Source organism: Micromonospora sp. NPDC049529, assembly GCF_055586685.1.
This window is the reverse complement of sequence record NZ_JBVJHT010000011.1, coordinates 276,326-302,375: the sequence shown is the minus strand read 5'-3', so window position 1 is coordinate 302,375 and position 26,050 is coordinate 276,326. Positions and strand designations below refer to the sequence as shown.

Annotated in this window: 22 protein-coding genes; 5 read left to right on the top strand and 17 right to left on the bottom strand. The window is 73.2% G+C overall.

The genetic code is table 11. From position 1 onward, the window contains the following. Positions 1-37 precede the first annotated feature (37 nt). From ACZ6QQ_RS21470 to ACZ6QQ_RS21460, 3 genes are all read right to left on the bottom strand, one after another. Complete coding sequence (locus tag ACZ6QQ_RS21470) at positions 38-1,255, bottom strand: ABC transporter substrate-binding protein (protein ID WP_465878366.1); 1,218 nt, start codon at positions 1,253-1,255, stop codon at positions 38-40. Positions 1,256-1,407: 152 nt separating this feature from the next. Then, positions 1,408-4,110, bottom strand: coding sequence for a transposase (locus ACZ6QQ_RS21465; protein ID WP_465878365.1), 2,703 nt, complete (start codon positions 4,108-4,110; stop codon positions 1,408-1,410). A 64-nt stretch (positions 4,111-4,174) separates the two neighbouring features. Further along, on the bottom strand, positions 4,175-5,176 hold the full coding sequence (locus ACZ6QQ_RS21460) for a DNA primase (protein ID WP_465878364.1): 1,002 nt from the start codon (positions 5,174-5,176) through the stop codon (positions 4,175-4,177). 155 nt (positions 5,177-5,331) lie between these two features. On the opposite strand from ACZ6QQ_RS21460, the gene ACZ6QQ_RS21455 reads away from it, so the two are divergent. Continuing rightward, positions 5,332-5,673: a PadR family transcriptional regulator gene (locus ACZ6QQ_RS21455; protein ID WP_465878363.1), complete on the top strand. Its 342-nt coding sequence runs from the start codon at positions 5,332-5,334 to the stop codon at positions 5,671-5,673. Between the two features lie 37 nt (positions 5,674-5,710). On the opposite strand, the gene ACZ6QQ_RS21450 is transcribed toward ACZ6QQ_RS21455, so the two are convergent. The 6 genes from ACZ6QQ_RS21450 to ACZ6QQ_RS21425 all read right to left on the bottom strand — a co-directional run bounded on the left by ACZ6QQ_RS21450 (position 5,711) and on the right by ACZ6QQ_RS21425 (position 12,962). After that, positions 5,711-6,379, bottom strand: a complete 669-nt coding sequence (locus ACZ6QQ_RS21450; RefSeq protein WP_465878362.1) for a permease prefix domain 1-containing protein — start codon at positions 6,377-6,379, stop codon at positions 5,711-5,713. Further along, a complete protein-coding gene (locus tag ACZ6QQ_RS21445; RefSeq protein WP_465878361.1) occupies positions 6,376-7,056 on the bottom strand; it encodes a permease prefix domain 1-containing protein in 681 nt (226 codons plus the stop codon). The genes ACZ6QQ_RS21450 and ACZ6QQ_RS21445 overlap by 4 nt, the downstream gene beginning before the upstream one ends. Before the next feature lie 139 nt (positions 7,057-7,195). Then, complete coding sequence (cydC, locus tag ACZ6QQ_RS21440; RefSeq protein WP_465878359.1) at positions 7,196-8,986, bottom strand: thiol reductant ABC exporter subunit CydC; 1,791 nt, start codon at positions 8,984-8,986, stop codon at positions 7,196-7,198. Then, positions 8,983-10,689 carry a thiol reductant ABC exporter subunit CydD gene (cydD, locus tag ACZ6QQ_RS21435; protein ID WP_465878356.1) on the bottom strand — a complete coding sequence of 569 codons (1,707 nt, stop codon included), beginning with the start codon at positions 10,687-10,689 and terminating at the stop codon, positions 8,983-8,985. Before cydD ends, cydC begins: the two co-directional genes overlap by 4 nt. Continuing rightward, positions 10,686-11,693, bottom strand: coding sequence for a cytochrome d ubiquinol oxidase subunit II (locus ACZ6QQ_RS21430; protein ID WP_465878354.1), 1,008 nt, complete (start codon positions 11,691-11,693; stop codon positions 10,686-10,688). The genes cydD and ACZ6QQ_RS21430 overlap by 4 nt, the downstream gene beginning before the upstream one ends. 9 nt (positions 11,694-11,702) lie before the next feature. After that, the gene (locus ACZ6QQ_RS21425; RefSeq protein ID WP_465878353.1) at positions 11,703-12,962 is read right to left on the bottom strand and encodes a cytochrome ubiquinol oxidase subunit I; all 1,260 of its coding nucleotides are present in this window, start codon (positions 12,960-12,962) and stop codon (positions 11,703-11,705) included. Positions 12,963-13,154: 192 nt separating this feature from the next. Between ACZ6QQ_RS21425 and ACZ6QQ_RS21420 the strand changes: the two genes are divergently transcribed. Then, on the top strand, positions 13,155-14,069 hold the full coding sequence (locus ACZ6QQ_RS21420; RefSeq protein ID WP_465878352.1) for an alpha/beta fold hydrolase: 915 nt from the start codon (positions 13,155-13,157) through the stop codon (positions 14,067-14,069). A 23-nt stretch (positions 14,070-14,092) separates the two neighbouring features. Here ACZ6QQ_RS21420 and ACZ6QQ_RS21415 read toward each other — a convergent pair whose 3' ends face one another. The 5 genes from ACZ6QQ_RS21415 to deoC all read right to left on the bottom strand — a co-directional run bounded on the left by ACZ6QQ_RS21415 (position 14,093) and on the right by deoC (position 18,779). Next, on the bottom strand, positions 14,093-14,998 hold the full coding sequence (locus ACZ6QQ_RS21415; protein ID WP_465878351.1) for a M56 family metallopeptidase: 906 nt from the start codon (positions 14,996-14,998) through the stop codon (positions 14,093-14,095). Positions 14,999-15,002: 4 nt separating this feature from the next. Further along, a complete protein-coding gene (locus ACZ6QQ_RS21410; protein ID WP_465878350.1) occupies positions 15,003-15,386 on the bottom strand; it encodes a BlaI/MecI/CopY family transcriptional regulator in 384 nt (127 codons plus the stop codon). A gap of 162 nt (positions 15,387-15,548) precedes the next feature. Next, the gene (locus ACZ6QQ_RS21405) at positions 15,549-16,388 is read right to left on the bottom strand and encodes an aldehyde dehydrogenase family protein (protein ID WP_465878348.1); all 840 of its coding nucleotides are present in this window, start codon (positions 16,386-16,388) and stop codon (positions 15,549-15,551) included. Beyond that, positions 16,381-17,817 carry an aldehyde dehydrogenase family protein gene (locus tag ACZ6QQ_RS21400; protein WP_465878346.1) on the bottom strand — a complete coding sequence of 479 codons (1,437 nt, stop codon included), beginning with the start codon at positions 17,815-17,817 and terminating at the stop codon, positions 16,381-16,383. The genes ACZ6QQ_RS21405 and ACZ6QQ_RS21400 overlap by 8 nt, the downstream gene beginning before the upstream one ends. A gap of 2 nt (positions 17,818-17,819) precedes the next feature. Beyond that, on the bottom strand, positions 17,820-18,779 hold the full coding sequence (gene deoC, locus ACZ6QQ_RS21395; RefSeq protein ID WP_465878344.1) for a deoxyribose-phosphate aldolase: 960 nt from the start codon (positions 18,777-18,779) through the stop codon (positions 17,820-17,822). Between the two features lie 127 nt (positions 18,780-18,906). Here deoC and ACZ6QQ_RS21390 point away from each other — a divergent pair, with 127 nt between their 5' ends. Together ACZ6QQ_RS21390 and upp are read left to right on the top strand one after the other, a co-directional pair. Next, positions 18,907-20,310, top strand: a complete 1,404-nt coding sequence (locus tag ACZ6QQ_RS21390; RefSeq protein WP_465878342.1) for a glycosyltransferase — start codon at positions 18,907-18,909, stop codon at positions 20,308-20,310. Then, on the top strand, positions 20,291-20,923 hold the full coding sequence (gene upp, locus ACZ6QQ_RS21385) for a uracil phosphoribosyltransferase (protein ID WP_465878341.1): 633 nt from the start codon (positions 20,291-20,293) through the stop codon (positions 20,921-20,923). The genes ACZ6QQ_RS21390 and upp overlap by 20 nt, the downstream gene beginning before the upstream one ends. Before the next feature lie 223 nt (positions 20,924-21,146). Here the strand turns inward: upp and ACZ6QQ_RS21380 are convergent, their stop codons facing one another. Beyond that, complete coding sequence (locus ACZ6QQ_RS21380; RefSeq protein ID WP_465878340.1) at positions 21,147-21,716, bottom strand: NUDIX hydrolase; 570 nt, start codon at positions 21,714-21,716, stop codon at positions 21,147-21,149. 81 nt (positions 21,717-21,797) lie between these two features. On the opposite strand from ACZ6QQ_RS21380, the gene ACZ6QQ_RS21375 reads away from it, so the two are divergent. Beyond that, positions 21,798-22,475, top strand: coding sequence for a GOLPH3/VPS74 family protein (locus ACZ6QQ_RS21375; protein WP_465878338.1), 678 nt, complete (start codon positions 21,798-21,800; stop codon positions 22,473-22,475). Here ACZ6QQ_RS21375 and ACZ6QQ_RS21370 read toward each other — a convergent pair. Further along, positions 22,447-24,273: a stealth conserved region 3 domain-containing protein gene (locus tag ACZ6QQ_RS21370; RefSeq protein WP_465878337.1), complete on the bottom strand. Its 1,827-nt coding sequence runs from the start codon at positions 24,271-24,273 to the stop codon at positions 22,447-22,449. The genes ACZ6QQ_RS21375 and ACZ6QQ_RS21370 overlap by 29 nt on opposite strands. Positions 24,274-24,324: 51 nt before the next feature. Further along, the gene (locus ACZ6QQ_RS21365; RefSeq protein ID WP_465878336.1) at positions 24,325-25,995 is read right to left on the bottom strand and encodes a phospho-sugar mutase; all 1,671 of its coding nucleotides are present in this window, start codon (positions 25,993-25,995) and stop codon (positions 24,325-24,327) included. Positions 25,996-26,050: the final 55 nt, after the last annotated feature.

Genomic DNA, 26,050 nt, shown 5'->3' with positions numbered 1-26,050 from the left:
TGTACGGGCGGGAACGGTGGAGCGGGGCAATGCCGGATCAGGAGATCCGGGTCCACTCGCCGCGGCTGACCGTGAAGACACCCAGCGAGTCCGGCTCCATGCCGCCGTGGCGGATCGGCGCGAACGCGTACGAGCCGGCGATCCCCTCGGTCACCTGGCGGGCCAGGTACACCCGCAGGCGCCCCCGGTCGACGCTGTTCGCGAGCCGGGCGGAGTTGGCGATCAGGTGCACCGCGTCCGACGCGTACGGCGCGAACCCGCTGAACGAGCCGTGCTCCTGGATGTAGCGGAAGACGAAGTCCCGCCGGGCCAGGCCGGCGCTGGTGGTGTTGGTCAGCGACGACCCGCTCAGCGCCATCGGGTGGACCACGAACGAGCCCTCGACAGCCCCGGCGTTCTCGGCCGACAGGGTCTCCTCGGCGACCGCACCGGCGTCGAAGAAGATCGGCCCCTGGTAGCCGGCGTCACGTAGGGCACGGGCGGCGGCACCGGAGCTCGGGGCGGTGGCCCAGACCGCCACGGCGTCCGGCTTGCTGTTCGCCACCCGGCTGGCGGCGGAGACGAAGTCGGCACCGGTGGCGGGCAGCCGCACGGTCTTGTTCAGGTTCACCCCGACCGTGTTGAGCGCCCCCGTCATGGCCCGTACGCCGGAGTTTCCGTGCAGGCCGGACGCCGCCAGCAGGACGACCTTCTTGAGCCGCTGCGAGCTGATCAGGCGGGCCAGTTGCCGGGCGATGTCGCTGGCGTCGGGGGTGAGCTTGTAGATGAAGGTCCGCTGGGGCAGCGGCAGCACGATCTCGTCGGCGGCGGCGAGGGAGATGAACGGGACCTGCGCCTCCTGCGCGACGCCGATCATCGACAGCGAGGTCTCGGCCAGGGTGCCGCCGACCAGGGCGTGCACCTGTTCGCGGTTGACCATGTCGGCCGCCTGCTCCGCCGCGGTCTTCGGGTTGCTGCCGTTGTCCTGGACCACCAGGCGGATCTTGCGGCGGAGGTTGCCGACCGGCACGCCCTCTTCGTTGAGCGTTTCGAGCGTGATCCGCAGGGCCCGCTCCTGGAGGACGCCCAGTGCCGCTCCGGCACCGGTCAGTTCCAGGCTGGCGCCGATGGCGAGGTCCTGCGGGCCCTTGCTGGTGGGACCGCTGCGGTCGTTCTCGTCGCCGCGGCCACAGGCGGCCAGGAAGAGGCTGGAGGTGCTCGCCAGGAGCAGGCCGCGGCGGGTAAGGGCGGTTGAACCGATCGCCGGTGTCGCCATCAGATGCCGCCTCTCACGCCGGCAGGGGTTCACCGGCCGCCTACTCTTCCGCCGGTATGTTGCCGAGCGGATAGTCCTACCGTCAAATATTTATGGTGTGGCCAGGAACACTCGGCCGTACGTGGTCCGGCTCACCAGGATCGACGGGTTGGTCAGGAACGGTAGCCGGCGGACCGGTACTCGTACTCCCGATCGTCGTCACGCTCGTTGTGGTCGCGGGTGAAGTCCCAGCCGCCCGCGGCCTCGCGTCCGGGCCGACCGCCGACCGCGAAGCCGCCGATCTCCTGGCCCCTGCGCCAGCCACGGAAGTAGCCGGTGGTGTGCTCGGCGATCCGTGCCGCGTCGCGGACGATGCGCAGTGGCCGCTCGTCGCGCAGTGGCGAGCCCGGAACCAGGTTCGCCTGCGGCACCCGCTTGGGCAGACCGGCCCGCGTCTCGTCGCCGACCTGCGGCCTGGCTGCCTGCTCGGCGGCTCGCCAGCCGGTGTCGGCGGTCGAGGACCACTCCACCTGCGCGTCGTCCTCCGGGTGTCCGGTGAACCAGGCCGAACGCGCGGCGGCGAAGATCAACAAGTCGCCGTCACCCTCGTCGGCGACCGGCGGAGCACTGGGCTCGGCGGCACGGCGGGCCGACCGGGTGATCCGGCCGCTGCGGTCCGGGTCCTCGGGCTCCACCAGGCGCAGCGGCGGGCCGTCCAGGCGCGGGTCAGCGGCCGGACCGGCCGGGTCACGCAGGGCCCGGTCGGCCAGAGCGCGGTCGGCCAGCGGCGGCGGCTCGACGAGCCGAAGCATCGGTGGCTCCTGCGGAAGGTCGTCCGCGAGCCACGGTGGGGTCACCCGTCCGTCGCCCGGTCCGGCCGCCGCCGGCAGGTCGAGACCGGCCGACGTCCGCTTGTCGAACTGGTACGCCGGTTCGGCACTCGGCGCCAGGTCCCGTCCGGCCCGGTCACGATCCAGGCGATCCCGATCGGCCCGATCCCGGTCGGCCCGGCCCCGCTCGGCGCGGTCGTTGCGTTCCCGGTCGTTGCGTTCCCGGTCGGCCCGGTCACGCTCGGCGCGTTCGGCCCGGTCACGGTCGTTGCGCTCACGCTCGGCGCGGTCGTTGCGCTCACGCTCGGCGCGGTCGTTGCGTTCCCGGTCGGAGCGGTCCCGCTCGGCGCGATCCCGCTCACTCCGGTCGCGGTCGAGCCGCTCCAGATCGTGCTGGTCGCGGTCCCGGTCCTCGCCGGAGCTGACCAGGGGCCAGTTCGCCCGCGATCCGGGCGGTGCGCCGACCGCGTCCGGACGGGGAGTCGGCACCGGAACGTTGAGGTCGGTGGCACCGAATCCGGTCGGCGAGGGAGCCGGCTCGATCTTGGTCTTCGGGCGCGGCACGATCGGCGTCGGGCGCTGACGCTCGCTCCGGGCGCTGTTGATCGCTGCGGTGGTGAGGGTGGCCCGGAACGGCTCACCCGCGTCGACCGGCGGCACGCTGCTGCTGCGCTGCACCGGCACGATCGGCGTGATGCCCGGCGGCGGCGGGGGTGGTGCGGAGACCGGCCGGTTGGCCGGCGACTCCCGCCACTGGGGCGGGGAGGCCGGGGTCGCGGGCGTCGGCGCGGGCAGGTCACGTTGCGGTTGCGCCACCGGTGGCGCAGCCTGCCGGCCGGGCAGGGAGGCTGCCGGGGTGAGCGGCTGCGGGGCGCTCGGCGGCGGAGCCAGCGGCGCGGGCGCGACCGGAGGCGGTGACATCGGCTGCGGGGTGGTCGGCATTCCGTTGCCGGGCACCGGCTGCGGCCGGCTGCGCCGACCGACCGCCGGAACCGGCTCGTGGTTCGCCGGCCGTACGCCGTGGTTGCCCGACCCCTGGCTGCCGGTGGCGTGGCTGCCGACGATGCCGTGGCTGCCGGTCCCGTGAGCGGCGGTGCCCTGGTCGGTGCCGGCCGCGCTGCGGCGCACCGTACGGCGGCCGGCGAGCGGTGCGGGCGTGGTCACCCGTGCCGCCAGCGTGGCCACCAGTGCGTCACAGCCCGCGTCGCAGGCACGCACCGCGGCGACCGCCTGCCGCACCGCCTCGGCCACGGCCGAGGTGAGTGCCTTGTTGTTGACCGTGGCCCGGCGGGGCGTCTCGACGATCGCCACCTGGAGCGCGGTGATCGCCTCGGAGATCTCCTCCGGGTCGGCGATGCCGTCCGCGGCGAGGTGTGCGGCGATGGCGTCGGCGGCGACCGAGGTGTCCCGGCCCCGTCCACCGGTACCGCTCAGCATGCCCGGCTCGGGCAGTGCGTCGAGGACCGCGAGCGGCACCGGGTCGGCCGGGTCCGGGTACGCCCGCAGGGCGGCCGGGTACAGCTCGCGGAGGACCTCGCGCAGCGTCGCGGCGGCGGAGTGCCGCCCACTGGCCAGCGCCGCGTGCGCCGCCAGTACGGGCTTGTAGCCGGCCAGGTCCCGGGGCGCCGGAAGGGTCATCGCGGAGAGCGCGCCGGCCTGCAACGCGCGGGCCAGTCCGACCGCCCGCCGTTGGGCCGGCGAGCTCTCCATCTCCTCCATCGACTCGTCGTCGGCGAACCGCTCGGCGAAGTCGTCCACCGAGTCGTCGTCGGCGATCGCGAGGGGTCGGCCGGCGGCGCTCAGCAGCGAGGTGACCAGGTGGTCGTCGCTGTCGGCGGCGATCGCCACACCGCTCATGCCGCTCGAACGTTCGACGAGCAGCGCGCCGAGCTGGGCATAGCCAGCCGGGTCGTCGCCGATCTCGCCGACGTGGAGCAGCCGGCCTGCGTCGTCAACCACAGCAGACGTCAGCGTGGATCCGGCCGAAGCCGGTCCAGCGGACAGATCCGCTGAGGCCAGACCGCAGTACACCCGCACGAGCGCCACGGCGTCGTCCTCCTCCCGAGACCCAGGTGGTGTGTGCCAAAGACTGATGCTCCCTGGTGAGGGGTCAGTCGCGCCAGTCCACCGCTGCAGAGATCTTGCCGATAATCGTGCGCCAACCCAAACTTGCGGTTTGTGCCCCGATTTTCTTCAGTCGGCGCCGCCCCATGAAAGCACCGAGGCCGCCGTTGGCCGTCGCACGCAGCGCCTCGTCCAGGTCATCGAGGCTGGAGCCGGTCGAGAGCATATCCAGTACGGACGGCAGCCGCAGCGCGTACGACAGGTCGCGGGCGATCTCTCCGGCCGAGATGAGCAGGGGCGCGTCCCACGTGTCGTGGCCGCCACGGAGGTTCTCCACGACCAGGTCGAGCTCGTACGAGTCCTCGTCCAGCGGGGCGATATCCGCAGGCTGGAGCCGTGCTACCAGGTCGTCCCAGGTGTCGAGCCCGGACATGTCGTGCGGTGCTCCGGACAGCACGAAGCTGACCAGTGACTCGCGGCTCTTGAACAGCAGCAGTTTGCCCCGGTGAGTGAGAAAGACCGCAACTTCTTCGGCTTCTTCGTCGTCGTCGGCTTCGTCCGCTTCGTCGTCGAGCTCGTCGTCGGCGAGCAGCTCCTCGTCGTCGACCTCGTCGCCGTCGCCGGTGCGGCGGGCCCGGCGGGGCTTGGTGTCGTCGTCCTGGAAGTCCTCGGCGAACTCCTCGTCGAGGAAGACGACGGTCTCCTCGTCCTCGGCCCGGCGGGCGCGGGCGTCGAACGGGTCGACCTCCCGCTCACCGATCTCGGTCGGCGTCACCGTGTTGGACATCCGGTACGCCCGCAGGGTGAAGCCACTGCCGGCGGGCAGCGCGATCTCCACCGGGTCGATCCGTACGTCTTCCCACAGTGCGCGGTTCGCGGGCTCGGTTACCTCGTCTACCTCTTCGTCGTCGAGGTCCGGGTCGGCCTCGACGGGGTCGGCTGCCGCGTCCGCTGTGCTGTCGGTCGCGGTGTCGGTGGTCCGGCTGCTCTCGTCGAACTCGGTGTCGGGTTCGTCGGCGTCGGGCCGGTGGGGCGACTGGCGGGCCACGCTGACCTCCGTGTGCACTCAAGGTTTGCGGCACCCGATCCGGGGTGGAACTGTCGGGTGGGTGACTCTGCGCACATACCCTAGTGGGCGGCTCGACGGGGCGGGTGCCGGCACCCCGTTGGCGAAGCCATCATCTATTAGTAGTCTTGCTACCTATGAAGGCCCAGGCGTTGCACGGCCACCTCGACGCGCTCCTGCTCTCGGTGCTGGAGCAGGGCTCGCTGCACGGCTACGCCATCATCGAGGCGCTCCGGGAACGCAGCGGCGGAACGCTCAACCTGCCCACCGGGACGATCTACCCGGCCCTGCGCCGGCTCGAACGGGCCGGCTACGTCGACAGCACCTGGAGCACGGTGAACGGCCGGGAGCGGCGGACGTACCGGCTCACCGGGGCCGGGCACGGGGCCCTGGCCGGTGAGCGGACGAGCTGGCAGGAGCTGAGTTCGACGGTGGGTCGCTTCCTCGGCGTGGACGACCCGTCCGGGGCCCCCGCCTGACCGACCCGCCCACGGGTGGGTGCGGCGGCGCCGCCGCTCACCGCCTCCCGGCCGGCGCGCCGGTTCCGGTCGCCAGGCATGCGTACGCCGCCCGGCCCAGCCACCCGTGCACGGCGACCAGCGCGAACCCGCCAACCAGCATCGGTGGCCAGGTCAGCGCCGCCTCCCAGAGCGTGACCGACCAGGTGTAGACCACCACGGTGACGATCCAGCCGAGACCGAGTCCGACCGACAGGCCGACCCCGGCCACCCGCGCCAGCCGTACCGGGCCGGTCCGGCCGCGCCGGGCGTGCCAGCCCAACCACGCGTACGCGACGAGCGCGAACAGGTCGATACCCCGCCAGAGCCAGTCCAGCGCACCGGAGAGCAGCAGGTAGGCGCCGGACGGCGGGGGACCGGTCCAGGGCGCCCCGCGCCACATCAGGTCGGCCGTCACCGTCAGCACCAGCCCGACGACGAGCACCCGGATCGCCAGGGCGCGCAGCGTGCCGGCGAGCAGCTCCGACTGGTACTCGTGGGCGAGCTGGCGTACCGGGCCGAACTCGGCGACGGCCAGCCGTTCCGCCTCGACCGGGTGCAGGCCACCGTCGCGGTAACCCTCGGCGCTGTCGGTGAGGCTGTGCCGGGCCTCGGTCAGCAGGTCGGACTTGAGCCGGGCCGGGCCGTGCAGCGCCCGGTCCAGCTCGTCGACGTACTCGTCGATCACGCGACGACCGCCCGGTGCGCCGTCGCCGAGAGCACCCGGACGGTCATCCGGGCGAGCAGGCCGAAGGTGGCGTTCAGCAGGACCCAGGCGGCGATCATCGGCGGCCAGGTCAGCACGGCCGGCGACTCCAGTGCCGCGTTCACCCCGGCGAAGGCGCCGAGCGCCCAGATCAGCCCGCCGACGACCAGGGCAACCAGGGCCAGCGGGCGGACCACCGCACGCGGGGAGAGCGGCCACCGGCGGCCGGCCGGGCCGAGCAGGAAGAGCGCGAGCAGGGCCAGGGCGCCAGCGGCGTACGAGGCCCAGTCCAGGGCCCGGACCATGAGCAGGAAGCCCGACGGCGCCGACGGGGTCGTCGCCGGCGGCTCCCACCACATCAGGTCGGAGGTCAGCATCGCCACCGGGACGAGCGCCACCAGCAGCGCCAGCCGCCGTCCCTGCCCGGCGGTCAGCTCGGCCTGGTAGGCGGGGGCGAGCCGGTCGGGCGCGCCGAACTCGGCCACCGCCCGGCGCTGCGCCGCGACCGGATCCAGACCGCACTCCCGGTACGCCTCCGTCGCGTCCCGCAGGCTGTCGCGCACCTCGGTCAGCAGGTCGCGTTTGAGCCGGGCCGGTCCGCGCAACCGGCCGCCGAGCAGCCGGACATAGTGGTCGATCGGGGCCTCGCGCGTCGACATCCATCCAGCCTGCCATGCCGGCCCGCCGCCGGAGGTCCGGCGTTTCCCCCGTACCGCCCCCGAGACCGGCTCAGGGTCCGCCAACACCGGATCGCCGGCCGGTCGACCCGGCCGCCGGTCCGCTCCACTGCCGGTCGACTCAGTGGGTGGTCAGGGCGAGGTAGTCGCCCTCCGCCGCCTCCTGGGCCAGCCACTGGTCCCGGTACCAGCCGGGCTGGTCGAGCAGGTCGGCGTGCCGGCCGCGTTGCCGTACCCGGCCGGCGTCTAGGACCAGGATCTCGTCGTACCGGTCCAGGCCGCGCAACCGGTGGGTGACCAGCAGTACGGTGTGCCCGGCCGGGACCGTGTCGGTCACCGAGGCGAGTACCCGGTCGGCGGCGGCGGGATCGAGTCCCTCGGTCGGCTCGTCCAGCACCAGCACCGGTGGCCGGGCGAGCAGCGCCCGGGCCAGGGCCAGCCGCTGTCGCTGACCGCCGGAGAGCTGGCCACCGTCCTCGCCGACCACGGTCTCCCAGCCGGCGGGCTGCTGGCGTACCCAGTCGAGCAGGCCGGCGGCCCCGGTCGCGGCGGCCAACTCGTCGTCGCTCGCGTCGGCCCGGCCGAGCAGCAGGTTCTCCCGGACCGACGCGTGGAACACGTACGCCTCGGCGAGCAGGCCGCCGACCAGCCGGGGCAACTGCCCGGACGGGTACGCGGAAAGGTCCCGACCGCCCAGCGTGACCCGCCCCCGGTCCGGCGCCACCGCCCCGGTCAGTACGCCGATCAGCGTGCTCTTGCCGGCCCCGCTCGGCCCGACCACGGCCACCCGCCGCCCGGCCGGCAGTTCCAGGCTGATCCGGTCGAGCGCGGCCGGCGCCCCGTCCCGGTACCGGACGGTCACCTCGTCGACCACGCAGTCATGGCGTTCGCCGTCCACCCCGACCGTCTCCGGCCCGGCTGCCGGCTGGTCGGTCGTCGGCTGGTCGGTCGGTTCGCCGGTGAGCAGGGGGGCCACCCGGCGCAGGGCGGTGCGGAGCTGGGTCCACTGGCGGGCGGCGCCGACCAGGGCCAGGGTCACCTCCACCGCGGCCAGGGTGCCCACCGCCAGTACGCCGACCAGGACCCCGTCCACCCCGGCGTGCAGGGCGGTGGCGGCCACGGCGGCGGTGGTCGCGCCGGAGACCAGCACCCCGAGTCCGTCGATCGCCCAGCCGGCGGCGGCGAGCCGCCGTTCCAGTCCGGCGAGTTCCCGGGCCCGGCGGTCGGCCCGGTCCAGTGCGGCCCCGGTGGCGCCGAAGGCGGCCAGGTCGGCGGCGCCGTGGGTCAGGTCGATCGCGTCGACCGCGAGTGCGCCGCGCAGCGGGGCGACCCGGTCCGCGGTACGCCGGGTCAGCGCGGTGGCGGCGGCCGGCAGGACAACCCCGGCCAGCAGCAGCCCGAGGGCGAGCGGGGCCGCCGCGGCGGGGGCGAGGGCGGCGGTGCCGGCGACGGCGAGCAGGCTCACCACCGTTGCCGCCGCGCCCGGCACCAGCACCCGCAGCAGCAGGTCCTGCACCGCCTCCACGTCGGAGACGAGCCGGCTGAGCGAGTCACCGGTGTGCTCACCGGCGCTGGTGCGGCGCCCGGCGAGGGTGGCGAAGACCCGGGCCCGTACGTCGGTGACGAAGCGCAGGGTGGCGTCGTGCCCGGCGAGCCGTTCGGTGTAGCGCAGCACGCCCCGGCCGATGGCGAGCGCCCGTACGGCGACGATGGCGACGGTGAGTACGTCCAACGGCGGCTGCCCGGCGGCGGTGATCAGCAGCCAGGTGGCGGTGGTCATCAGGGCCAGTCCGGCGAGTTCGGTGCCGGCGGCGAGCAGTCCGGCACCGACCAGCCGACCGAGGTACGGGCGGGCCAGCCGCAGTACCGCCCGTTCGGCCCCGAGACCGGTCGGTCCACCGTCGCCGCTCATCGGGCCGCCCCCGCTCCGTCGGGAACCTCGGTCGGGTCCGGTAGCCGGCCGGGGTCGAGTTCGGTCACCCGGCCGTCCTCGACCCGGAGTACCCGGTCGGCCTCGGCCAGCAGCGCCGGCCGGTGGGCGACGAGTACGGCCGTACGGCCGGCGACCAGCTTGCGGGTGGCGGCCAGTACGGCGGCCTCGGAGGTGCCGTCGAGCCGGGCGGTGGGTTCGTCGAGCAGCACGATCGGCGCGTCCCGCAGGAAGGCACGGGCCAGCGCGACCCGCTGCCGTTGGCCGCTGGAGAGCCCGTGGCCGCGTTCGCCGAGCAGGGTGTCGAGTCCGTCGGGCAGGTCGCGCAGTACGTCGTCGAGGGCGGCGGCGCTCGCCGCGACCCGGACCGACTCGGTGGAGGCGTCGGGCCGACCGAGTCGGATGTTGTCGGTCAGCGAGGCGGCGAAGAGGTGCGCCCGCTGCGGCACCCAGGCCAGTTGTCGGCGCCACTGTTCCAGGTCGGCGGTGGCGAGGTCGGTGCCGTCGACGGTGATCCGTCCGGTGGTCGGTGCGACGTTGCCGAGCAGCAGGCCGAGCAGGGTGCTCTTGCCGGCCCCGCTGGGGCCGATGACCGCGATCCGGTCGCCGGGTCGGATGGTCAGCGTCACGTCCCGCAGCGCGGTGGTGCGTTCGTACTCGACGGTCACCGCCTCGAACCGGATCTCACCGGGGGCGAGCACGGGCCGCCCGTCGGCGGATCCGGGGGTGGCCGGCGCCCCTTCCAGTACGGTCAGCGCGTCGTCGAGCGCGGTCAGCCCCTCCATGCTGGCGTGGAACCTGCTTCCGGCGGTGCGCAACGGCAGGTACGCCTCCGGCGCGAGCAGCAGCACGAGCAGGGCGGTGTGCAGGGCCAGCCCGCCGTCCAGCAGGCGCAACCCGATCGGGACCGCGACCAGGGCCACCGAGAGGGTGGCGACGAGTTCGAGCACCAGCCCGGAGAGGAAGGCGATCCGTAGCGTTCTCATGGTCGCGGCGCGGTGCCCGTCGGCCATCCGGCGGACCACGTCGACCTGGGCCCGGGCCCGGCCGAAGGCGCGCAGGGTGGGCAGGCCGGCGACCATGTCGAGGAAGTGCCCGCCGAGCAGGCTGAGTCGGCGCCACTGCCGCTCGGTGGCGGCCTGGGCCTGCCAGCCGAGCAGCGCCCCGAAGATCGGGATGAGCGGCAGGGTCGCGGCGATGATCAGCGCGGAACTCCAGTCCGCGAAGGTCAGCCGGGCCAGTACGGCCACCGGCACGGTCACGCTCAGCACGAGTTGCGGCAGGTAGCCGGTGAAGTACGCGTCCAGCGCGTCCAGCCCGCGCCCGGCCAGCGTGGCGATCCGGCCCGCCTGCTGGCCGGCGAGCCAGCCCGGCCCGCGTTGCCCGACCGAGTCGAGCAGGTCGACGCGGAGCGCGGCCTTGACCGCCGCCGCCATCCGGGCGGCCACCGCGCCCTGGGCCCAGAGCACGGTGGCCCGGCCGGCGACGGCGGCGACGAAGCCGAGCAGCGCGGCCCGGTCGAGCCGCCCGTCGGCGGCGGTGGCGAGCAGATCGGCGAGGGTGGTGGCCTGGGCGAGGACGAGTGCGGCGGCGAGCACCCCGAGCCCGCCGAGCACGGCGACCTGGCGCCGGGTCGAAGGGACCCGGCGCAACAGCCGCGGATCGAACGGGCGGCGTCGGCTCACCAGTACACCGGCGCCCGGTCGTCGATCCGTCCGCGGAACACCCACCAGCTCATCGCCTGAAAGCCTAGTAGGGCCGGGATCAGGGGAATCAGCAGCCAGCTCAGCAGCCGCAGCGTGGGTGTGCTGGCGGCGGCGTCGGCCACGGTCAGCCCGGCCGCCGGATCGACGGTCGAGACCAGGGCGTAGGGCCAGGTGGTCACGGCGACCAGGAGCACCGGCAGGGCGAGCGCGGCGGAGCTGGCGACGAGGGCGGGTCCGGCCCGCCCTCGGGCCAGCGCCCGGCCGGCGGCGAGCAGGACCGCCGTCAGCAGCACCGGCAGCAGCAGTGCGGCGAGGGGTTGCTGGGCGGTGTGGCGTACCCGGTCGGTGAGCAGGCCCACGGCGGTGGCCGCGGCGAGCGCGAGCAGCGCGGCGGGGACCAGCCGGCGGGCCAGTCGGTGGTACCGCTCACCGGCCGCACCGGGCAGTCGCAGGGCGAGGAAAACCGCCCCGTGTACGGCGACCAGCCCGACCAGGGTCAGTCCGCCGGCAGCGACGAACGGGGTGAAGAGGTGGCTGACCCCGGCCACGTGCCCGTCGGTGTGCAGCGGCACTCCCTGGAGCAGCCCGGCGAGGACGGCGCCCCAGCCGAGCGCGGCGAGCGCGCTGCCGCCGATGATCACGCCGTCCCAGCGGGCCCGACCGGCGCTGCCGCCGAGCCGGCTGCGCAACTGGACGGCGGCGGTTACCAGAATCACGCCGGCCAGGGCGGCGCAGACCGCCGGGTAGAGCCCGGAGAGGAGTTCGCCCTCCAGCATCGGGAAGGCGCCGAAGAGGATGCCGACCGAGGCGACCAGCCAGACCTCGTTGCCGAGGAAGAACGGCCCGACGGCGGTGAGGGCCCGGCGTCGCGAGTTTTCGCCGGTGGTGCCGGCGAGCAGCAGTCCGACGCCGTAGTCGCAGCCGCCGAGGACGAGGTAGCCGGCGAGGAAGACGCCGAGCAGGGCGTACCAGACGAGTTCCATGGCGATCTCCTATCCGGCCAGTACGTGCGTGGGCTGGTGTTCGTCCAGGTCGTCGCCACCCCGGGGTGGGCGGCCGAGGGCGAGGTCGTGGGCGCCCCGGTGGGCCCGGCGGGCGAGCAGGGTCCAGTTGGTGACGGCGAGCGCGCCGAGCAGGGCGGTGAAGCCGATCAGCGAGGTGAGCAGGACACCGGCGGAGATCGGGGTGACCGCCTCGGAGACCGGGAGCAGCCCGTACACGGCCCAGGGTTGGCGTCCGCCCTCGCGGGCCAGCCAGCCGAGGATGGACGCGACGAACGGCAGCGGTACGGCGATCAGCAGCAGGTAGAGCGGGAACCGCAGCCGGATGATCCAGTCCCGGAACAGCAGCGGCAGCAGCAGCCAGCTCCAGGCCAGCGTGAGCCCGATCAGGATCATGAAGCCGAGGGCGGCGCTGCTCCAGGCCGGCGGGGTGTAGTCGCCGGGCCCGAACCGGGCGGCCCACTCGGCCACGATCGCGGACCGGTCGGCGTCGCCGCCGAACTTGGTCGGTTGGACCCCGCCGATCGCCCCGAACTGTGCGAAGCCGAAGCCCATCACCATCGAGCTGGCCAGTGCCGAGGTGACCAGCCCGATCCGCAGTGACCGGCGGAACAGGGCGTAGTCGGCCGTACGCCGGATGAGCTGGTAGGAGCTGATCCCGGCGAGCAGCAGTCCGCCGGTGAGGACGGCGGCGCCCACCACGTGGCCGAAGGCCATGCCGAGGGTGGGGTTGCCCAGTAGCGCGGTGAAGTCGGTGAGGTGGGCGACACCGTTCTCCATCCGGTAGCCGACCGGGTTCTGCAGCCACGAGTTCGCCACCAGCACCCAGTACGCCGAGGCGTACGCGGTGATCGCCACCGCCCAGATCAGCGCCAGGTGTACGCCCCGACGCAGCCGGTGCCAGCCGAAGATCCACATGCCGAGGAAGGTGGATTCGAGGAAGAAGGCGACCAGGGTCTCGATGGCCAGCGGTGCGCCGAAGACGTTGCCGACGTACCGCGACAGGCCGCTCCAGTTCAGCCCGAACTGGAATTCCAGCACGATCCCGGTCGCGATCCCGAGGGCGTAGTTGATCAGGTAGAGCGTGCCCCAGAACCGGGTCAGCCGCTCGTACTCCGGCTTCCTGGTGATCACCCAGGCCGTTTGCAGGTAGACCAGCATCGTGACCAGCCCGAGGGTGACCAGCACGAACAGGAAGTGGATGGAGGTCGTGGTGGCGAACTGAAGACGGGCGATCGGTAGCGCGTCCATGGCCATCCCCAAACCAGTCGACTCACTTGTCATAGCGAGCCTACACGTAGCTTCGCTACCTATATCTACTACGTTTCGTCGTAATCTCAGTCTACGACGGCTGGTAGTAGATTGCGATCCGGGTGAGCCGCAGGGGCCCGCCGGGGTGAAATGCCGGCGAACGCCGTGAAGGACGCCAACCACGCTGGTCTCATGGCGGATGAACGCCTGCGGACCACGGTCAGGCCCTCACGACGGGACTTTCTCATGCGCGCGGAAGAACTCGGCGAGGTCGCCGACCTGAGGCTCGACGACCAGCGCACGGTGCACTACCTCCGGGCCGGTTCCGGACGGCCGCTGGTACTGCTGCACACGATCCGCACCCAGCTCGAATACTTCGGCGAGGTCATCCCGATGCTCGCCCGGCACTACACGGTCCACGCCCTGGACCTGCCCGGCCACGGCCGCTCCTCGAAGTCCACCACGGTCCGGTACGACGAGCCGTACCTCCGGCGCGGGGTGATCGACACGATGGCGCGGCTCGACCTGCGCGACGTGACCATGGTCGGCGACTCGATCGGTGCCGTCCTGTCCCTCACCGTCGCCAGCCAGGTCCCGAAGTCGGTGGCCCGGGTCGTCGCCGTGAACCCGTACGACTACGACACCCGCTTCGCCGACGGCATCCGGCGCGGCAACCGGTTCGCCGACCTCGTCCTCGGCGGGGTGGCACTGCCGGGCGTGGGAAAGCTCCTCGGCGCCGCCGAGAACAAGTTCGTCACCAGCCGGATCTTCCAGGGCGGCTTGGCGGACGGAAAGAAGGTTCCGGCACCGCTGCTCGACGAGTTCGACGCCACCCTCAAGCGCCCCGGGTTCCACTACGTCGAACGCAACGTCTACCAGAACTGGCGCTCCTGGAGCGCCGCCCGCGACCTGTACGGCGGGATCACGGCGCCGGTGACCCTGGTCTACGGCGACCGGGACTGGTCCCGCCCGGCCGAACGGGCACGTACGGCCCGCGCCCTCGGGGTGGAACCGATCACCCTGCCGGAGACCGGCCACTTCGCCTTCCTGGAACGCCCACGGGGACTCGCCGAGATCGTCGTCGGCCAACCAGCCCCGTCGAACTGAGCGACGTGTGGGTGCCCGTCCGGTCAGGCGAAGAACAACGTGACCGGCAGCGCCACCAGGGTCGTCGCGACGGCGAGACTGGCCAGGCCACGTACCCACGGGCGGGGACCGGCGACCAGTAGGCGCTGCACCCGCGCGTCCAAATGCGCGTCGGCCAGGCCGAGCGCCCCGGCCGGGGCCACCCGCGAGCCGGCGGTGGCGAACCGGAGCAGCGCGTTCGCCAGCGGCCCCTCCGCGTGCAGCCGCCGCGCCTTGTCGTCGGCCCGCATCTCCACCAGCAGCGCCACCGTCTCCGACGCCTGCCGCAGCCAACCCACCAGCGGCAGCGCCCGGCAGAGCGCGGTGAACGGCAGCAGCACCAGGTCGTGCCGCTCGTCGGCGTGCGCCCGCTCGTGGGTGAGCACCGCCGCCAGCTCGGTCCGGTCCAGCAGGTCCAGGGTGCCGGCGCTGACCACCACCGTCGGGCGCATCCCCGGCAGGCAGTACGCCGCCGCACTCGGGTGGTCGAGCACCAGCGCGCCCGGTGCGGCCGGATCGTCCCGACCGACCAGGTCGAGCAACTGCCGGTGCCGGGTCTGCGCGCGTACGGCGCTGACCAGGCCGCGTACGGTCGAGCCGAGCAGGGCGGTGGCCACCCCGAAACCGACCCCGACCAGGGCGAGCTGGGTCACCCCCAGCCCGGCCGGCAGGGTCCCGTGCCACAGGTCGCGGCCCAGGTGCAGCAGGGAGTCGCCCAGCCCTTCCCGGTAGGGCGCGAGCCCGATCGCCATCGGCAGCCCGATCGCGCAGAGCCCGAGCGCCAGCCCGATCGCCTGCCAGGAGAGGATCGCTACCCGTGGGCTGCGCCAGGTCCAGGTGGACCGCAGCAGAACGGTGGCCATGAGATAGCACGCCACGGCCGTACCGGCGAGATGAGCGGCGTACGTCATGGCCCTAGCCCTGCCGGTCCGCGGCCTCGTCGGTCAGGGCCGCCCGCAGCACCTCGGCCTCGGTGCCGGTGACCGACCGGGCGAACCGCACCAGGGCGGCGTCCCGGCTGCCGGCGAGGTCGAGCGCGTCCAGCATCAGCCGGGCGATGTGCGCCTCACGGGTGGCCGCCGGCCGGTAACTCCAGGCCCGGCCCTCGCGCTCCCGCTCGACCATGCCCTTGCCGGCCAGTCGATCGAGCACCGTCATCACCGTCGTGTACGCCAGCTCGCGCTCGCTCAGCGCCTCGGCGACCTCCCGCACCGTGACCCCCGCGCCGCTGGCCAAACCGCCGGCCCGATCCCACAGCACGTCCATCACCGCACGTTCGAGATCACCCAGTCGCGTCACCCCCCAACCCTACTACCCCCCGTCGTAGCCCCCCACCCCCACCAAGGGGCGCCTCATGTAGAGAAAGAGTGCCCATCCGAAGCGGAATAGGCACTCTTTCTCTACATCTGTCGCGAGCGAGCGAGCGGGCGGGCGCCGGCGGGTGGGCGCCGGCGGGTGGGGTTAGGTGCCCTTGGGGTGCCAGACGGTTTTGGTTTCCAGGAGGGCTGTCATCCGGCGCAGGCCGGGGTCGGCGGTCCAGTCGGTGGGCTGCGCCGGGGGACGGAGCACCCGCTTCAGGTTGCCGGCCGCCGCCTCCTCCAGGGTGCGGGCCAGCTCCGGGTCGTCGACGCCGGTCAGGTCGATCGCGTTGACGTCGGCGTGCGAGGCGAGCCACGGCGCGGTCTCGGCGGGCCGACCGGTGAGCAGGTTGACCACGCCACCGGGCAGGTCCGAGGTGGCCAGCACCTCGGCCAGGGTGATCGCCGCCAGCGGTGCCTGCTCGGCCGCCAGCACCACCACCGTGTTGCCGGTCACGATCGCCGGAGCGACGACACTGACCAGCCCGAGCAGCGCCGAGTCGGTCGGCGCGACCACACCCACCACGCCGGTGTGCTCCGGGCTGGAGAGGTTGAAGTACGGGCCGGCGACCGGGTTGGCGCTGCCGTACACCTGGGTGATCTTGTCGGCCCAGCCGGCGTACCAGACCCAGCGGTCGATCGCCTCGTCCACCTCGGCGGCGTCCAGGCCGAGGGCGACGAACTGGTCCCGCCGCCCCTCCAACATCTCGGCCACCCGGTAGAGGATCTGACCCCGGTTGTACGCGGTCGCCCCTGCCCACCCCTTCACCGCCGCACGGGCCGCCACCACGGCGTCGCGTACGTCCTTGCGGGAGGCGAGCGCCACGTTCGAGTCCTGCACGAGATACGACCGTCCCGACTCACTGCGGGGGAACTTCCCGCCGACGAACAGCTTGTACGTCTTGCGCACCGCCAGCCGGGGCCGGTCCACAGTCTCAGACATCGAGGTACGCCTCCAGCCCGTGCCGGCCGCCCTCGCGACCGTAGCCCGACTCCTTGAACCCGCCGAACGGCGAGGTCGGGTCGAACTTGTTGAACGTGTTCGCCCAGACCACCCCGGCGCGCAGCCGGTCGGCCATCCACAGGATCCGGGAACCCTTGTCGGTCCAGATCCCGGCCGACAGCCCGTACGGCGTGTTGTTGGCCTTCTCGACGGCCTCGGCCGGCGTGCGGAAGGTGAGGATCGACAGCACCGGCCCGAAGATCTCCTCGCGGGCGATCCGGTGTGCCTGGGTGACCCCGGTGAAAATGGTCGGGGCGAACCAGAAACCGCGATCCGGCAGCTCGCACGGCGGCGACCAGCGCTGGGCCCCCTCGGCGCTGCCGACCTCGGAGAGTTCCCGGATCCGGTCGAGCTGCGCGGCGGAGTTGATCGCGCCGATGTCGGTGTTCTTGTCCAGCGGGTCGCCGACCCGCAGCCGGGCCATCCGCCGCTTCAGCGACTCCAACACCGGCTCGTAGACCGATTCCTGGACCAGCAGGCGGGAGCCGGCGCAGCAGACGTGCCCCTGGTTGAAGAAGATGCCGTTGACGATCCCCTCGACCGCCTGGTCGATCGGGGCGTCGTCGAAGACGATGTTGGCGGCCTTGCCGCCGAGTTCCAGGGTGACCTTCTTGCGGCTGCCGGCGACCGAGCGGGCGATCGCGCGGCCGACCTCGGTCGAGCCGGTGAACGCGACCTTGTCCACGCCGGGGTGTTCGACCAGCGCCCGGCCGGTCTCGCCGGCACCGGTGACGATGTTGACCACGCCCGGCGGCAGGTCGGCCTGCTGGCAGATCTCGGCGAAGAGCAGCGCGGTCAGCGGGGTGGTCTCGGCCGGCTTCAGCACCACCGTGTTGCCGGCGGCCAGCGCCGGGGCGATCTTCCAGGCGAGCATCAGCAGCGGGAAGTTCCACGGGATGACCTGGCCGGCGACGCCGACCGGGCGCGGGTCCGGCCCGAAACCGGCGTGGGTCAGTTTGTCCGCCCAGCCGGCGTAGTAGAAGAAGTGCGCGGCGACCAGCGGGATGTCGGTGTCGCGGGACTCGCGGATCGGTTTGCCGTTGTCCAGCGACTCCAGCACCGCCAGTTCCCGGCCCCGTTCCTGGATGATCCGGGCGATCCGGTACAGGTACTTGGCCCGGTCGCGGCCCGACATCGGACCCCAGACCTTCTTGTACGCCTTGCGTGCCGCGCGTACCGCCCGGTCCACGTCACCGGGGCCGGCCTCGGCGACCTCGGCCAGCACCTCCTCGGTGGCGGGGTTGACCGACTTGAACGCGCTGCCGTCGGTCGGGTCGACGAACTTCCCGTCGATGAAGAGGCCGTACGACGGGCGCAGGTCCACCACGGACCGCGACTCCGGCGCCGGCGCGTACTCGAAGCCAGCCATGATCAGTCCAGGGTGAAGTAGTCGGGACCGGGGTAGGTGCCGGTGGTCAGTTTGGTGCGCTGCATCAGCAGATCGTTGAGCAGCGTCGAGGCGCCGAACCGGAACCAGTCCGGCGACAGCCAGTCCTCGCCGGCCGTTTCGTTGACCGTGACCAGGTACTTGATCGCGTCCTTGGTGGTCCGGATACCGCCGGCCGGCTTGACCCCGACCTGACGCCCGGTGGCGTCGCGGAAGTCGCGGACCGCCTCCAGCATGATCAGCGTGACCGGCAGGGTGGCGGCGACCGGAACCTTGCCGGTGGAGGTCTTGATGAAGTCCCCGCCGGCCAGCATCGCCAGCCAGGAGGCCCGCCGCACGTTGTCGTACGTCGCCAGCTCGCCGGTCTCCAGGATGACCTTCAGGTGGGCGTCGCCGCAGGCCGCCTTCACGGCCACGATCTCGTCGTAGACCTCGCGGTAGCGGCCGGAGAGGAAGGCGCCCCGGTTGATCACCATGTCGATCTCGTCGGCACCGGCTGCGACCGCCGCCGCGGTGTCGGCGAGCTTCACCTCAAGCGGCGCCTGCCCCGACGGGAAGGCGGTCGCCACGCTCGCCAGGTGCACCCCCGAGCCGGCCAGGGCCTCCGCCGCCACCGGAACCATCGCCGGGTAGACGCAGACGGCGGCGACCGCCGGGCAGGACGGGTCGGCAGGGTCGGGCCGCTGCGCCTTGGCGCTGAGCGCCCGCACCTTGCCGGGGGTGTCGGCGCCCTCCAGCGTGGTCAGGTCGACCATGCGGATCGCCAGGTCGATCGCCCATGCCTTGGCCGTCGTCTTGATCGAACGGGTGCCGAGCATGGCCGCCCGCTGCTGCGCGCCGACCTGGTCCACCCCCGGCAGGCCGTGCAGGAAGGTGCGCAGCGTGGCCTCGGACCGTCCCAGTTCGGAGAGGTCGGACCGCGCCGACGTCGTTGTCGCCGTCATGGCGGCAAGTCTACGCACCCGCGCGATGTTGTGATCTTGCTCACCGGTCGCACCGGACCGCCAGACTTCACCGCCCGGTCGAACCAGCGACATCCGCTGTTGGCACCGAACCCCCACCGTCCTCGGCGTGCGAGCAGTGCACTTCACCGATACCTACCTGCCCCGTCGCGACGGGGTGGTCAGCTCCATCCGCACCCTCGTGCGGGCGCTGGCCGACCGGGGGTACCCCGGTCTGACCGTCGTGCCCCGGCACCCCGGCCAGGCCGGCGAACCCGACCTGATGCGGCTGCGGGCACTGCCCTGCGGCGTCGCCGACCTGCGCCTGTCGCCCTGGCTGCTGCACGGCGCCACCGCCACCGGCACCATCGCCGAAATCGCCGCCACCGCGCCGGAGATCGTGCACGTGCACACCCCCGGACCGGTCGGACTGCTCGGCGTACTCACCGCCCGGCGACTCGGGCTGCCGCTGGTCCAGACGTACCACACCGACCTGCACGCGTACGTCGACGCGTACCGGGTACCGACCAGGGCGCTGCGCGGCGCCGTCCGCCTCTACGCCCACCGGCTCGGCGTACCCCGACCGGCCGTCGGCTTCCGACCGGACCAGGGCAGCCCCGGCCCGCGACCGGACCAGGGCGGCCCCGAACCGTCCCCGCAGGACCCGGCCGCCCTGCGTCGCCGGGCCGCCCTCGACGCCACCAACCTGCTCCTGCTCGGCGACGCCGACGCGGTCGTGGTGCCGACCAGGGCCGTCCTCGACCGGATCAGCCTGCCGGTCCCCGCCGACCGGGTCTTCCTCGTCCCGACCGGGGTCGCCGCCCGCCGCACCACGGCCGCCGAGGTCGCCGCGTTCCGGAGCACGCACGGCATCGACCCCGCTGACAAGGTCATCCTCTTCGTCGGCCGGGTCAACCGGGAAAAGGGCGTCGACCTGCTCATCAACGCCTTCGCCGCACTGCTCGCCGACTGCCCCCGGGCACGGCTGGTGCTGGTCGGGGCGATCTACGAGCCCCGTTGGCTGGCCGAACTGCTCCGCACCGTCGGGCCCGCCGTCGCCGCCCGGACCACCGTCATCGGGCAGCAACCACCGACCACGGTCGCCGCCGCGTACGGGGCCGCCGACGTGCTCGCCTTCCCCTCGGGCACCGACACCCAGGCACTCGTCCTCCAGGAAGCGGCGCTCGCCGGGGTACCCGCCGTACTCGTCGACCCGGTCCTGCACCGGCACGGTCCCCTCGCCGGTGCCGCCGACTGCGCCGCCCCGACCGCCGCCGGCTTCGGCGCCGCCCTGCTCCGGCTGCTCACCGACCCGGCCGCCGCCCGGCGACTCGGCGAACTCGCCGCCGACCGGGCCGCCGAACACACCCCCGAGCGGTACGCCGCCGCCATCTGCGACGTCTACCAGCACGCCGCCCACGGGCAGGCCGCACACGCCGTCCGGAGAGAGGCGGAATGGGCCAGTCGACCCGGTCCCGCCCATCCGATCGGCGCATTCGGTAGGTTGAGCGATCGTGGACGTACTCGTCGTTGATCATCCTGTCGCCCAGACGCGGCTCACCGCGATGCGCGATGCCCGTACCGACGCGGCGTCATTCCGCGCCGCCCTACACGAACTCACCACCACCCTGGTGTACGAGGCCGCGCGCTCGTTCCCGATCGTCCGGTACCCGATCCAGACCCCGGTCGCGCAGACCGACGGCATCCGGCTGGCCAACCCGCCGCTGCTGGTACCCGTACTCCGGGCCGGCCTCGGGATGGCCGACGCCGCCCTCGCGCTGCTCCCCGAATCGTCCATGGGCTTCGTCGGCCTCGCCCGCGACGAGCACACGTTCGAACCGCGCGCCTACATGGAATCACTCCCCCGTGATCTCACCGGGCGCCCGGTGCTGGTGCTCGACCCGATGCTCGCCACCGGCGGCTCGCTCGAACACTGCTGCCGACTGCTGGCCGACCGGGGGTGCACCGACATCACCGTCATCTGCGTCCTCGCCGCCCCCGACGGCATCGACCGCCTCGATCGCTCTGGCCTGCCCCTGCGCCTGGTCACCGCCGCCATCGACGAGCAGCTCGACGAACGCAAGTTCATCGTCCCCGGCCTCGGCGACGCCGGCGACCGCCAGTTCGGCGGCATGCCCAGGTTTTAGACGCCAGCGAAGCTGTCGTCTAAAACCTGCTGGCTGGCGACGGCTCCGCCGTCGCGGCTCGCTCCGCTTCGCGCCGCCCAGTGCGGTGACTTCGCCCTCCGGGCGGCGAAGGCTTCGCCTCGCCGTCCTCGGACGAAGTCACCGCGGCGGCGCTCGGTCGACTCGCGACGTGGGTTGTGCTCAAAGCCGGCCGGGGGTCCGCGCTCTTGTAGAGAAAGAGTGGTTATTCCTGCGGGGATAGGCACTCTTTCTCTGTATTAGGGGGCGGGGTGCGGGGGTGGGGGTGGGGCGGAGACGGTGGTGGGGTGGTGAGGGAGTGGGTCCAGGGGCCGGGGGTGCCCTGGGTGAAGGGTTGGGAGGCGTGGAAGGGGTGGGGGTGGGGGGCGAAGAGCAGGGGGAGGAAGTTCTGGTCGGTGGGCCGCACGGGGACCCGGGCGGCGAGGATGTCGGCGAGGTCGGTCCAGATCAGGGTGCCCTCGGGGCAGCTTTCGTACGGGGTGCCGGACCAGCGGGTGATCCGGAACAGGAAACCGAACCAGTTCTCGCCGCTGCGGCCGAAACCGGGCCAGGAGATGGTGCCGGCGAGTTCCAGCGCCTCGCATTCGAGACCGGCCTCCTCGCGGATCTCCCGCCGCATGCCGGTGACCACGTCCTCGCCGGGTTCGAGCTTGCCGCCCAGCCCGTTGTAGTAGCCGAAGTGCAGGTCGTCGGGGCGGGTGTCGCGCCGGATCATCAGTACCCGGCGGCCGTCCGGGGAGAGGACGTAGCCCAGCGTGGCGAGAATGGCCTGCACCGGGTCACCCTACGGCGCGCCGGGGCGGGGCGGGCCGGGCGACCCGCGCGCCGGTGCGCGGACCGACTACCGTCTCGGGCCATGACTGGTGTGACGCTGGCCGAAGAACTGCTGTTGCTCGCGTACGACGACGAGTCGGGCAAAGCGACCGGATCGCGGATCGGGCTCGACCTCGCGATGGCCGCCGGGGTCCTGGTGGACCTGGCACTGGCCGGCCGGGTCGCGTACGCCCATGGCTCGATCGTGGCGAGCGAAGCGCTGCCGACGGGGAACCCGATCAACGACGAGGTGCTGGGGCGGATCGCGGCGGACACCCCGCACACGCCGGCCTCGTGGGTGCAGCGGCTGCGACACGGACTGCGGGACCGGATCCTGGCCGACCTGGTCGCCCGGGGAGTGGTCCGGGACGTCGACGAGACCGCGCTCGGGCACATCCACGTGCACCGCTATCCGGTGGCGGACCCGTCGCTGGAGGCGGAGATCCGGGGCCGGTTGGCGGTCGCGCTGGTTGGTGAGCAGACGCCGGACGAGCGTACGGCGGCACTGGCCGCCCTGGTCGCGGCGAGCCGGATGGAGCCGAGCCTCGGACTGTCCGGCCCGGCGCTGACCGACGCGCGCCGACGGTTGGCGGAGATCGCCGGTGGGGCCGGCTTCACCGGGGAGGTGGGCCTGGAGGAGTCGACGGTCCGTCCGTCGGTGGCCCTGGTGATCGACGCCCTGGCGAAGGCGATCACGGCCGCGTTGGGCGCGCCCCGCTGAGGCTGGGTGGGAGGCGCCTCTTGACGAGGGGGACCGGGCCGGCGGGGTTCGTGGCCGGCTGGAGCAGGTGGGCCAGTTCGGTGGCGGTCTGGTGGGCGCGTTCCGCTTCCACCTCGGCGGTCACCTCCCAGGGGGACCGGACCGGGAGGTAGCCGGAGAGGAAGGTCCGCACGGTCGCGTCCGCCCGGACCCGGTCGGCCCCGGCGGGAGACGTGTCGTCCAGGCAGATGGCGTCGTGGTCCCGCTGGTTCAGCAGGTGGTTGAGCCAGAGTGGAGCCTGCGGGTCGGCCGGGTCGACGCGGAGGTGGCGCAGTCGGCCGGGCACCGCCGTCCCCCGCAGGTACGACCAGTGGTGGTGCAGCGCCGTGGCGAGGCTGACGTCGCCGGGGTGCCGGAACTGGTGGCGCCGGGTGTTGGCGAGTTCCTCGCTGACGGCGGCGCAGATCTCGGCGAGCATCGACCGGCGCAGCGGGTGCGGGGCCTGCTTCATGTGCTGGGTGATCACCCGGCCGAACCGGCGGTTGATGATCCGGCGGTTGTTCTTGGCGGCGGCGGTGACCGGCGGATCGGTGTACGCCGGATCGCCGAGGTCGATCTGTGCCGTACGGGACGGGAAGAACCTGGTCAGGCCGTTCGGGTGGAAAAACGTGGCGGGTAGCAGCGGCCGGCCGAGCAGGACGTTGCCGTCGAGGTGGAGGAAGTGTTCGGCGAGACCGGGGATGAGGTGCAGGACCGACTCGACCGCGTACGGGTTGAAGGTGGGCAGGACGGCGTCACCGCCGAACAGGTCCCGGTGACCCACCACGGTCAGGCCCGGTTGGCGTACGTCCAACCAGCGCGGCACCTGACCGTCGGTGACCAGGTAGATGTGCCGCAGCCAGGGCGCGTACATGTGCAGTGAACGCAGCGAGTACCGCAACTCGTCCCGGTCGGGGCGGTGGGGTTCGTCGACGGTCTGCGTACCGTCCGGGCCGAGGTGGTGCTGTGCGGCCTGGTGACGCGACCGCCAGTGCGGGTCGGTGCCGTCGTACCAGGTGTAGACGGCGTCGATCGGGAAGGTGATCGCGTCGGCGCCCACCCCGGCGAAGTCGGCCCGGACCGGGTAGCGGGCGTGGTAGCCGGCCGGCACGAACGGGTTCAGCGAGGCGCCCGGCACCCGGACGTTCGGCCGGTAGCTGGGCAGGCTCCGGGAGAGCGCGTTCGGTCGGGGTGCGGTGAGCCGGCCGTCGCCACCGCTCCAGAATTCCAGCTCACAGGCGTAGGCGGCACCGTAGGCGAGGTGGTCGCCGGTCCAGAGCGGACGGTAGACCAGCAGCACGTCGGCCCGCCGCAGGCGCCGTGGGCCGCGCCGGCCGGGGCGCGGGCGTACCGCCGTACGGCCGGGGCGTCCGACCAGGACGCCGGGGAGCGCGGCGATCGCCAGCAGTGCCTCGGTGCGCTGGCTGGCCGGCACACCGACCCGGCTGCGCAGCCCCCGGTGGTGCGGGATGGCGAAGTGTTCGACGCCGGCTTCGGCGAGCGCCGCCAGCACCCGGTCCAGGTTGCCCTGGTGGGCGCGGAGCGGGGTGGCGTCGGGGTCGACGACGGCGGCCACCCGGCGCCCGTCGAGGTGGACCCAGCGCCGGTCGGTGTCGCGTTCGGACCGGTCGTCGTACCACTGGCGCACGGTGACCGCGAGGGTCCCGCCCGGCCGGCTCAGCCAGCGGGCGAGGCGTACCTGGCGGTCGAAGGGGAGGCGCCGGTGGAGGCGTCGCCGGAGGATGGTCGGGACGAGTGCGTAACAGCGGCGTGCGAGCACACCTGCTGTAACGACTGGTCGTGAGCTTAGGTGGTGGGCCCGGCCCGGCGGTCAGTGCAGACCGAGCGCCGCGCCGATCTCGGTGCGCAGCGCGGCGAGCGCGGCGGTGGCGGACTGCCGGGCGCCGGCCACGTCCGGGCCGTCGACCGGTGCCACCACCTCCAGGTACGCCTTCAGCTTCGGCTCGGTGCCCGACGGGCGGATCACCACCCGCGCGGTGTCGGTGCGCAGGATGACCACGTCGGCCTCGGGGAGCAGGTCCTGCACCGAGGTCACCGGCGCGTCGAGCAGGGTGGTCGGGGTGCTGGCCCGGATCCGGTCCATCAGGTCCCGGATCTCCCGCAGGTCGTCGACGCGCACCGAGAGCTGGTCGGTCAGGTGCACACCGAACTCGGCGGCGAGTTCGTCGAGCCGGTCGAGCAGCGTACGACCCTCGGCCTTCAGATCGGCGGCGAGTTCGGCGACGGTCAGCGCGGCGGTGATGCCGTCCTTGTCGCGTACCAGGTCGGGGGCGACGCAGTAGCCGAGCGCCTCCTCGTAGCCGTAGACCAGTGGGGTGTCGCCGGATTCGGCCCGGACGATCCACTTGAACCCGGTCAGCGTCTCGTCGTACGGCAGTCGCCGGGCGGCGCAGATGGCGCGCAGCAGCGAGGAGGAGACGATCGTGGTGGCGTAGAGGCCGGTGACGCCGCGCCGGATCAGCCGGTCGGCGAGCAGCACCCCCAGTTCGTCGCCGCGCAGCATGCGCCACTGCCCGTCGCCGCCCCGGACCGCGACCGCGCACCGGTCGGCGTCCGGGTCGTTGGCGATGGCCAGGTCGGCGTCGATCTTCCCGGCGAGGGCGAGCAGCAGGTCGGTGGCGCCCGGCTCCTCCGGGTTCGGGAACGCGACGGTGGGGAAGTCGGGGTCCGGTTCGGCCTGCTCGGCGACGATGCCGGGGATGCCGAAGCCGGCGCGGGCGAAGGCGGCGGTGAACACGGCCGCACCGACCCCGTGCAGCGGCGTGTACGCCACCTTCAGCTGCCGGGGGCCGTCCGGGTCGAGCACCGCCGCCGAGGCGGCCACGTACGCGGTGACGAGGTCGTCGCCGAGCACCTCGCCGGCCGGGCCGAGCGGCACCTCGTGCAGTGCCCCGACCGCGCGGATGGCGGCCTCGATCTCGACGTCGGCCGGCGGCACGATCTGCGCCCCGGCGCCCCGCACACCGCCGAGTTCGGCGCCGAGGTAGACCTTGTAGCCGTTGTCCTGCGGCGGGTTGTGGCTGGCGGTGACCATCACCCCGGCCGCCGCGCCGAGCGCCCGGACCGCGTACGCGAGGACCGGGGTGGGCAGCGGTCCGGGGAGCAGCAGCGCGGGCCGTCCGGCACCGGTGGCGATCTGGGCGGTCCGTTCGGCGAACGTACGGGAGCCGTGGCGGGCGTCGTACCCGATCACCAGCGGTCCGGTGGCGGCGCGGGCGGCGAGCCAGCCGACCAGCCCGGCGGCGGCCCGGCTGACGACGGCGAGGTTCATCCCGTTCGGGCCGGCGCGCAGCGGGCCGCGCAGCCCGGCGGTGCCGAAGGTGAGTGGGCCGGCGAACCGGTCGGCCAGCTCGGCGGCGGTTCCCGGCAGCCGGTCGACCAGGTCCCGCAGTTCGTCGCGGGTGGCCGGGTCGGGATCGTCGGCCAGCCAGGCCTCGGCCAGGGTGCGCAGGTCGTCGGGGTCGTTCGGGTTCGCCGTCACCCGGACTTGATAGCACGGCGGGGGACCCGGCCGATGAGGGTCCCCCGTTCGGTAG

What these genes read in the sequence shown, in the direction of transcription:
- ACZ6QQ_RS21445 (WP_465878361.1), bottom strand. Translation starts at nt 7,056, where the DNA reads ATGTCGACGCGCGAGGCCCCGATCGACCACTATGTCCGGCTGCTCGGC.
- ACZ6QQ_RS21420 (WP_465878352.1), top strand. Translation starts at nt 13,155, where the DNA reads ATGGCGGATGAACGCCTGCGGACCACGGTCAGGCCCTCACGACGGGAC.
- ACZ6QQ_RS21455 (WP_465878363.1), top strand. Translation starts at nt 5,332, where the DNA reads ATGAAGGCCCAGGCGTTGCACGGCCACCTCGACGCGCTCCTGCTCTCG.
- cydC (WP_465878359.1), bottom strand. Translation starts at nt 8,986, where the DNA reads ATGAGCGGCGACGGTGGACCGACCGGTCTCGGGGCCGAACGGGCGGTA.
- ACZ6QQ_RS21415 (WP_465878351.1), bottom strand. Translation starts at nt 14,998, where the DNA reads ATGACGTACGCCGCTCATCTCGCCGGTACGGCCGTGGCGTGCTATCTC.
- deoC (WP_465878344.1), bottom strand. Translation starts at nt 18,779, where the DNA reads ATGACGGCGACAACGACGTCGGCGCGGTCCGACCTCTCCGAACTGGGA.
- ACZ6QQ_RS21425 (WP_465878353.1), bottom strand. Translation starts at nt 12,962, where the DNA reads ATGGACGCGCTACCGATCGCCCGTCTTCAGTTCGCCACCACGACCTCC.
- ACZ6QQ_RS21405 (WP_465878348.1), bottom strand. Translation starts at nt 16,388, where the DNA reads ATGTCTGAGACTGTGGACCGGCCCCGGCTGGCGGTGCGCAAGACGTAC.
- ACZ6QQ_RS21470 (WP_465878366.1), bottom strand. Translation starts at nt 1,255, where the DNA reads ATGGCGACACCGGCGATCGGTTCAACCGCCCTTACCCGCCGCGGCCTG.
- ACZ6QQ_RS21375 (WP_465878338.1), top strand. Translation starts at nt 21,798, where the DNA reads ATGACTGGTGTGACGCTGGCCGAAGAACTGCTGTTGCTCGCGTACGAC.
- ACZ6QQ_RS21430 (WP_465878354.1), bottom strand. Translation starts at nt 11,693, where the DNA reads ATGGAACTCGTCTGGTACGCCCTGCTCGGCGTCTTCCTCGCCGGCTAC.
- ACZ6QQ_RS21400 (WP_465878346.1), bottom strand. Translation starts at nt 17,817, where the DNA reads ATGGCTGGCTTCGAGTACGCGCCGGCGCCGGAGTCGCGGTCCGTGGTG.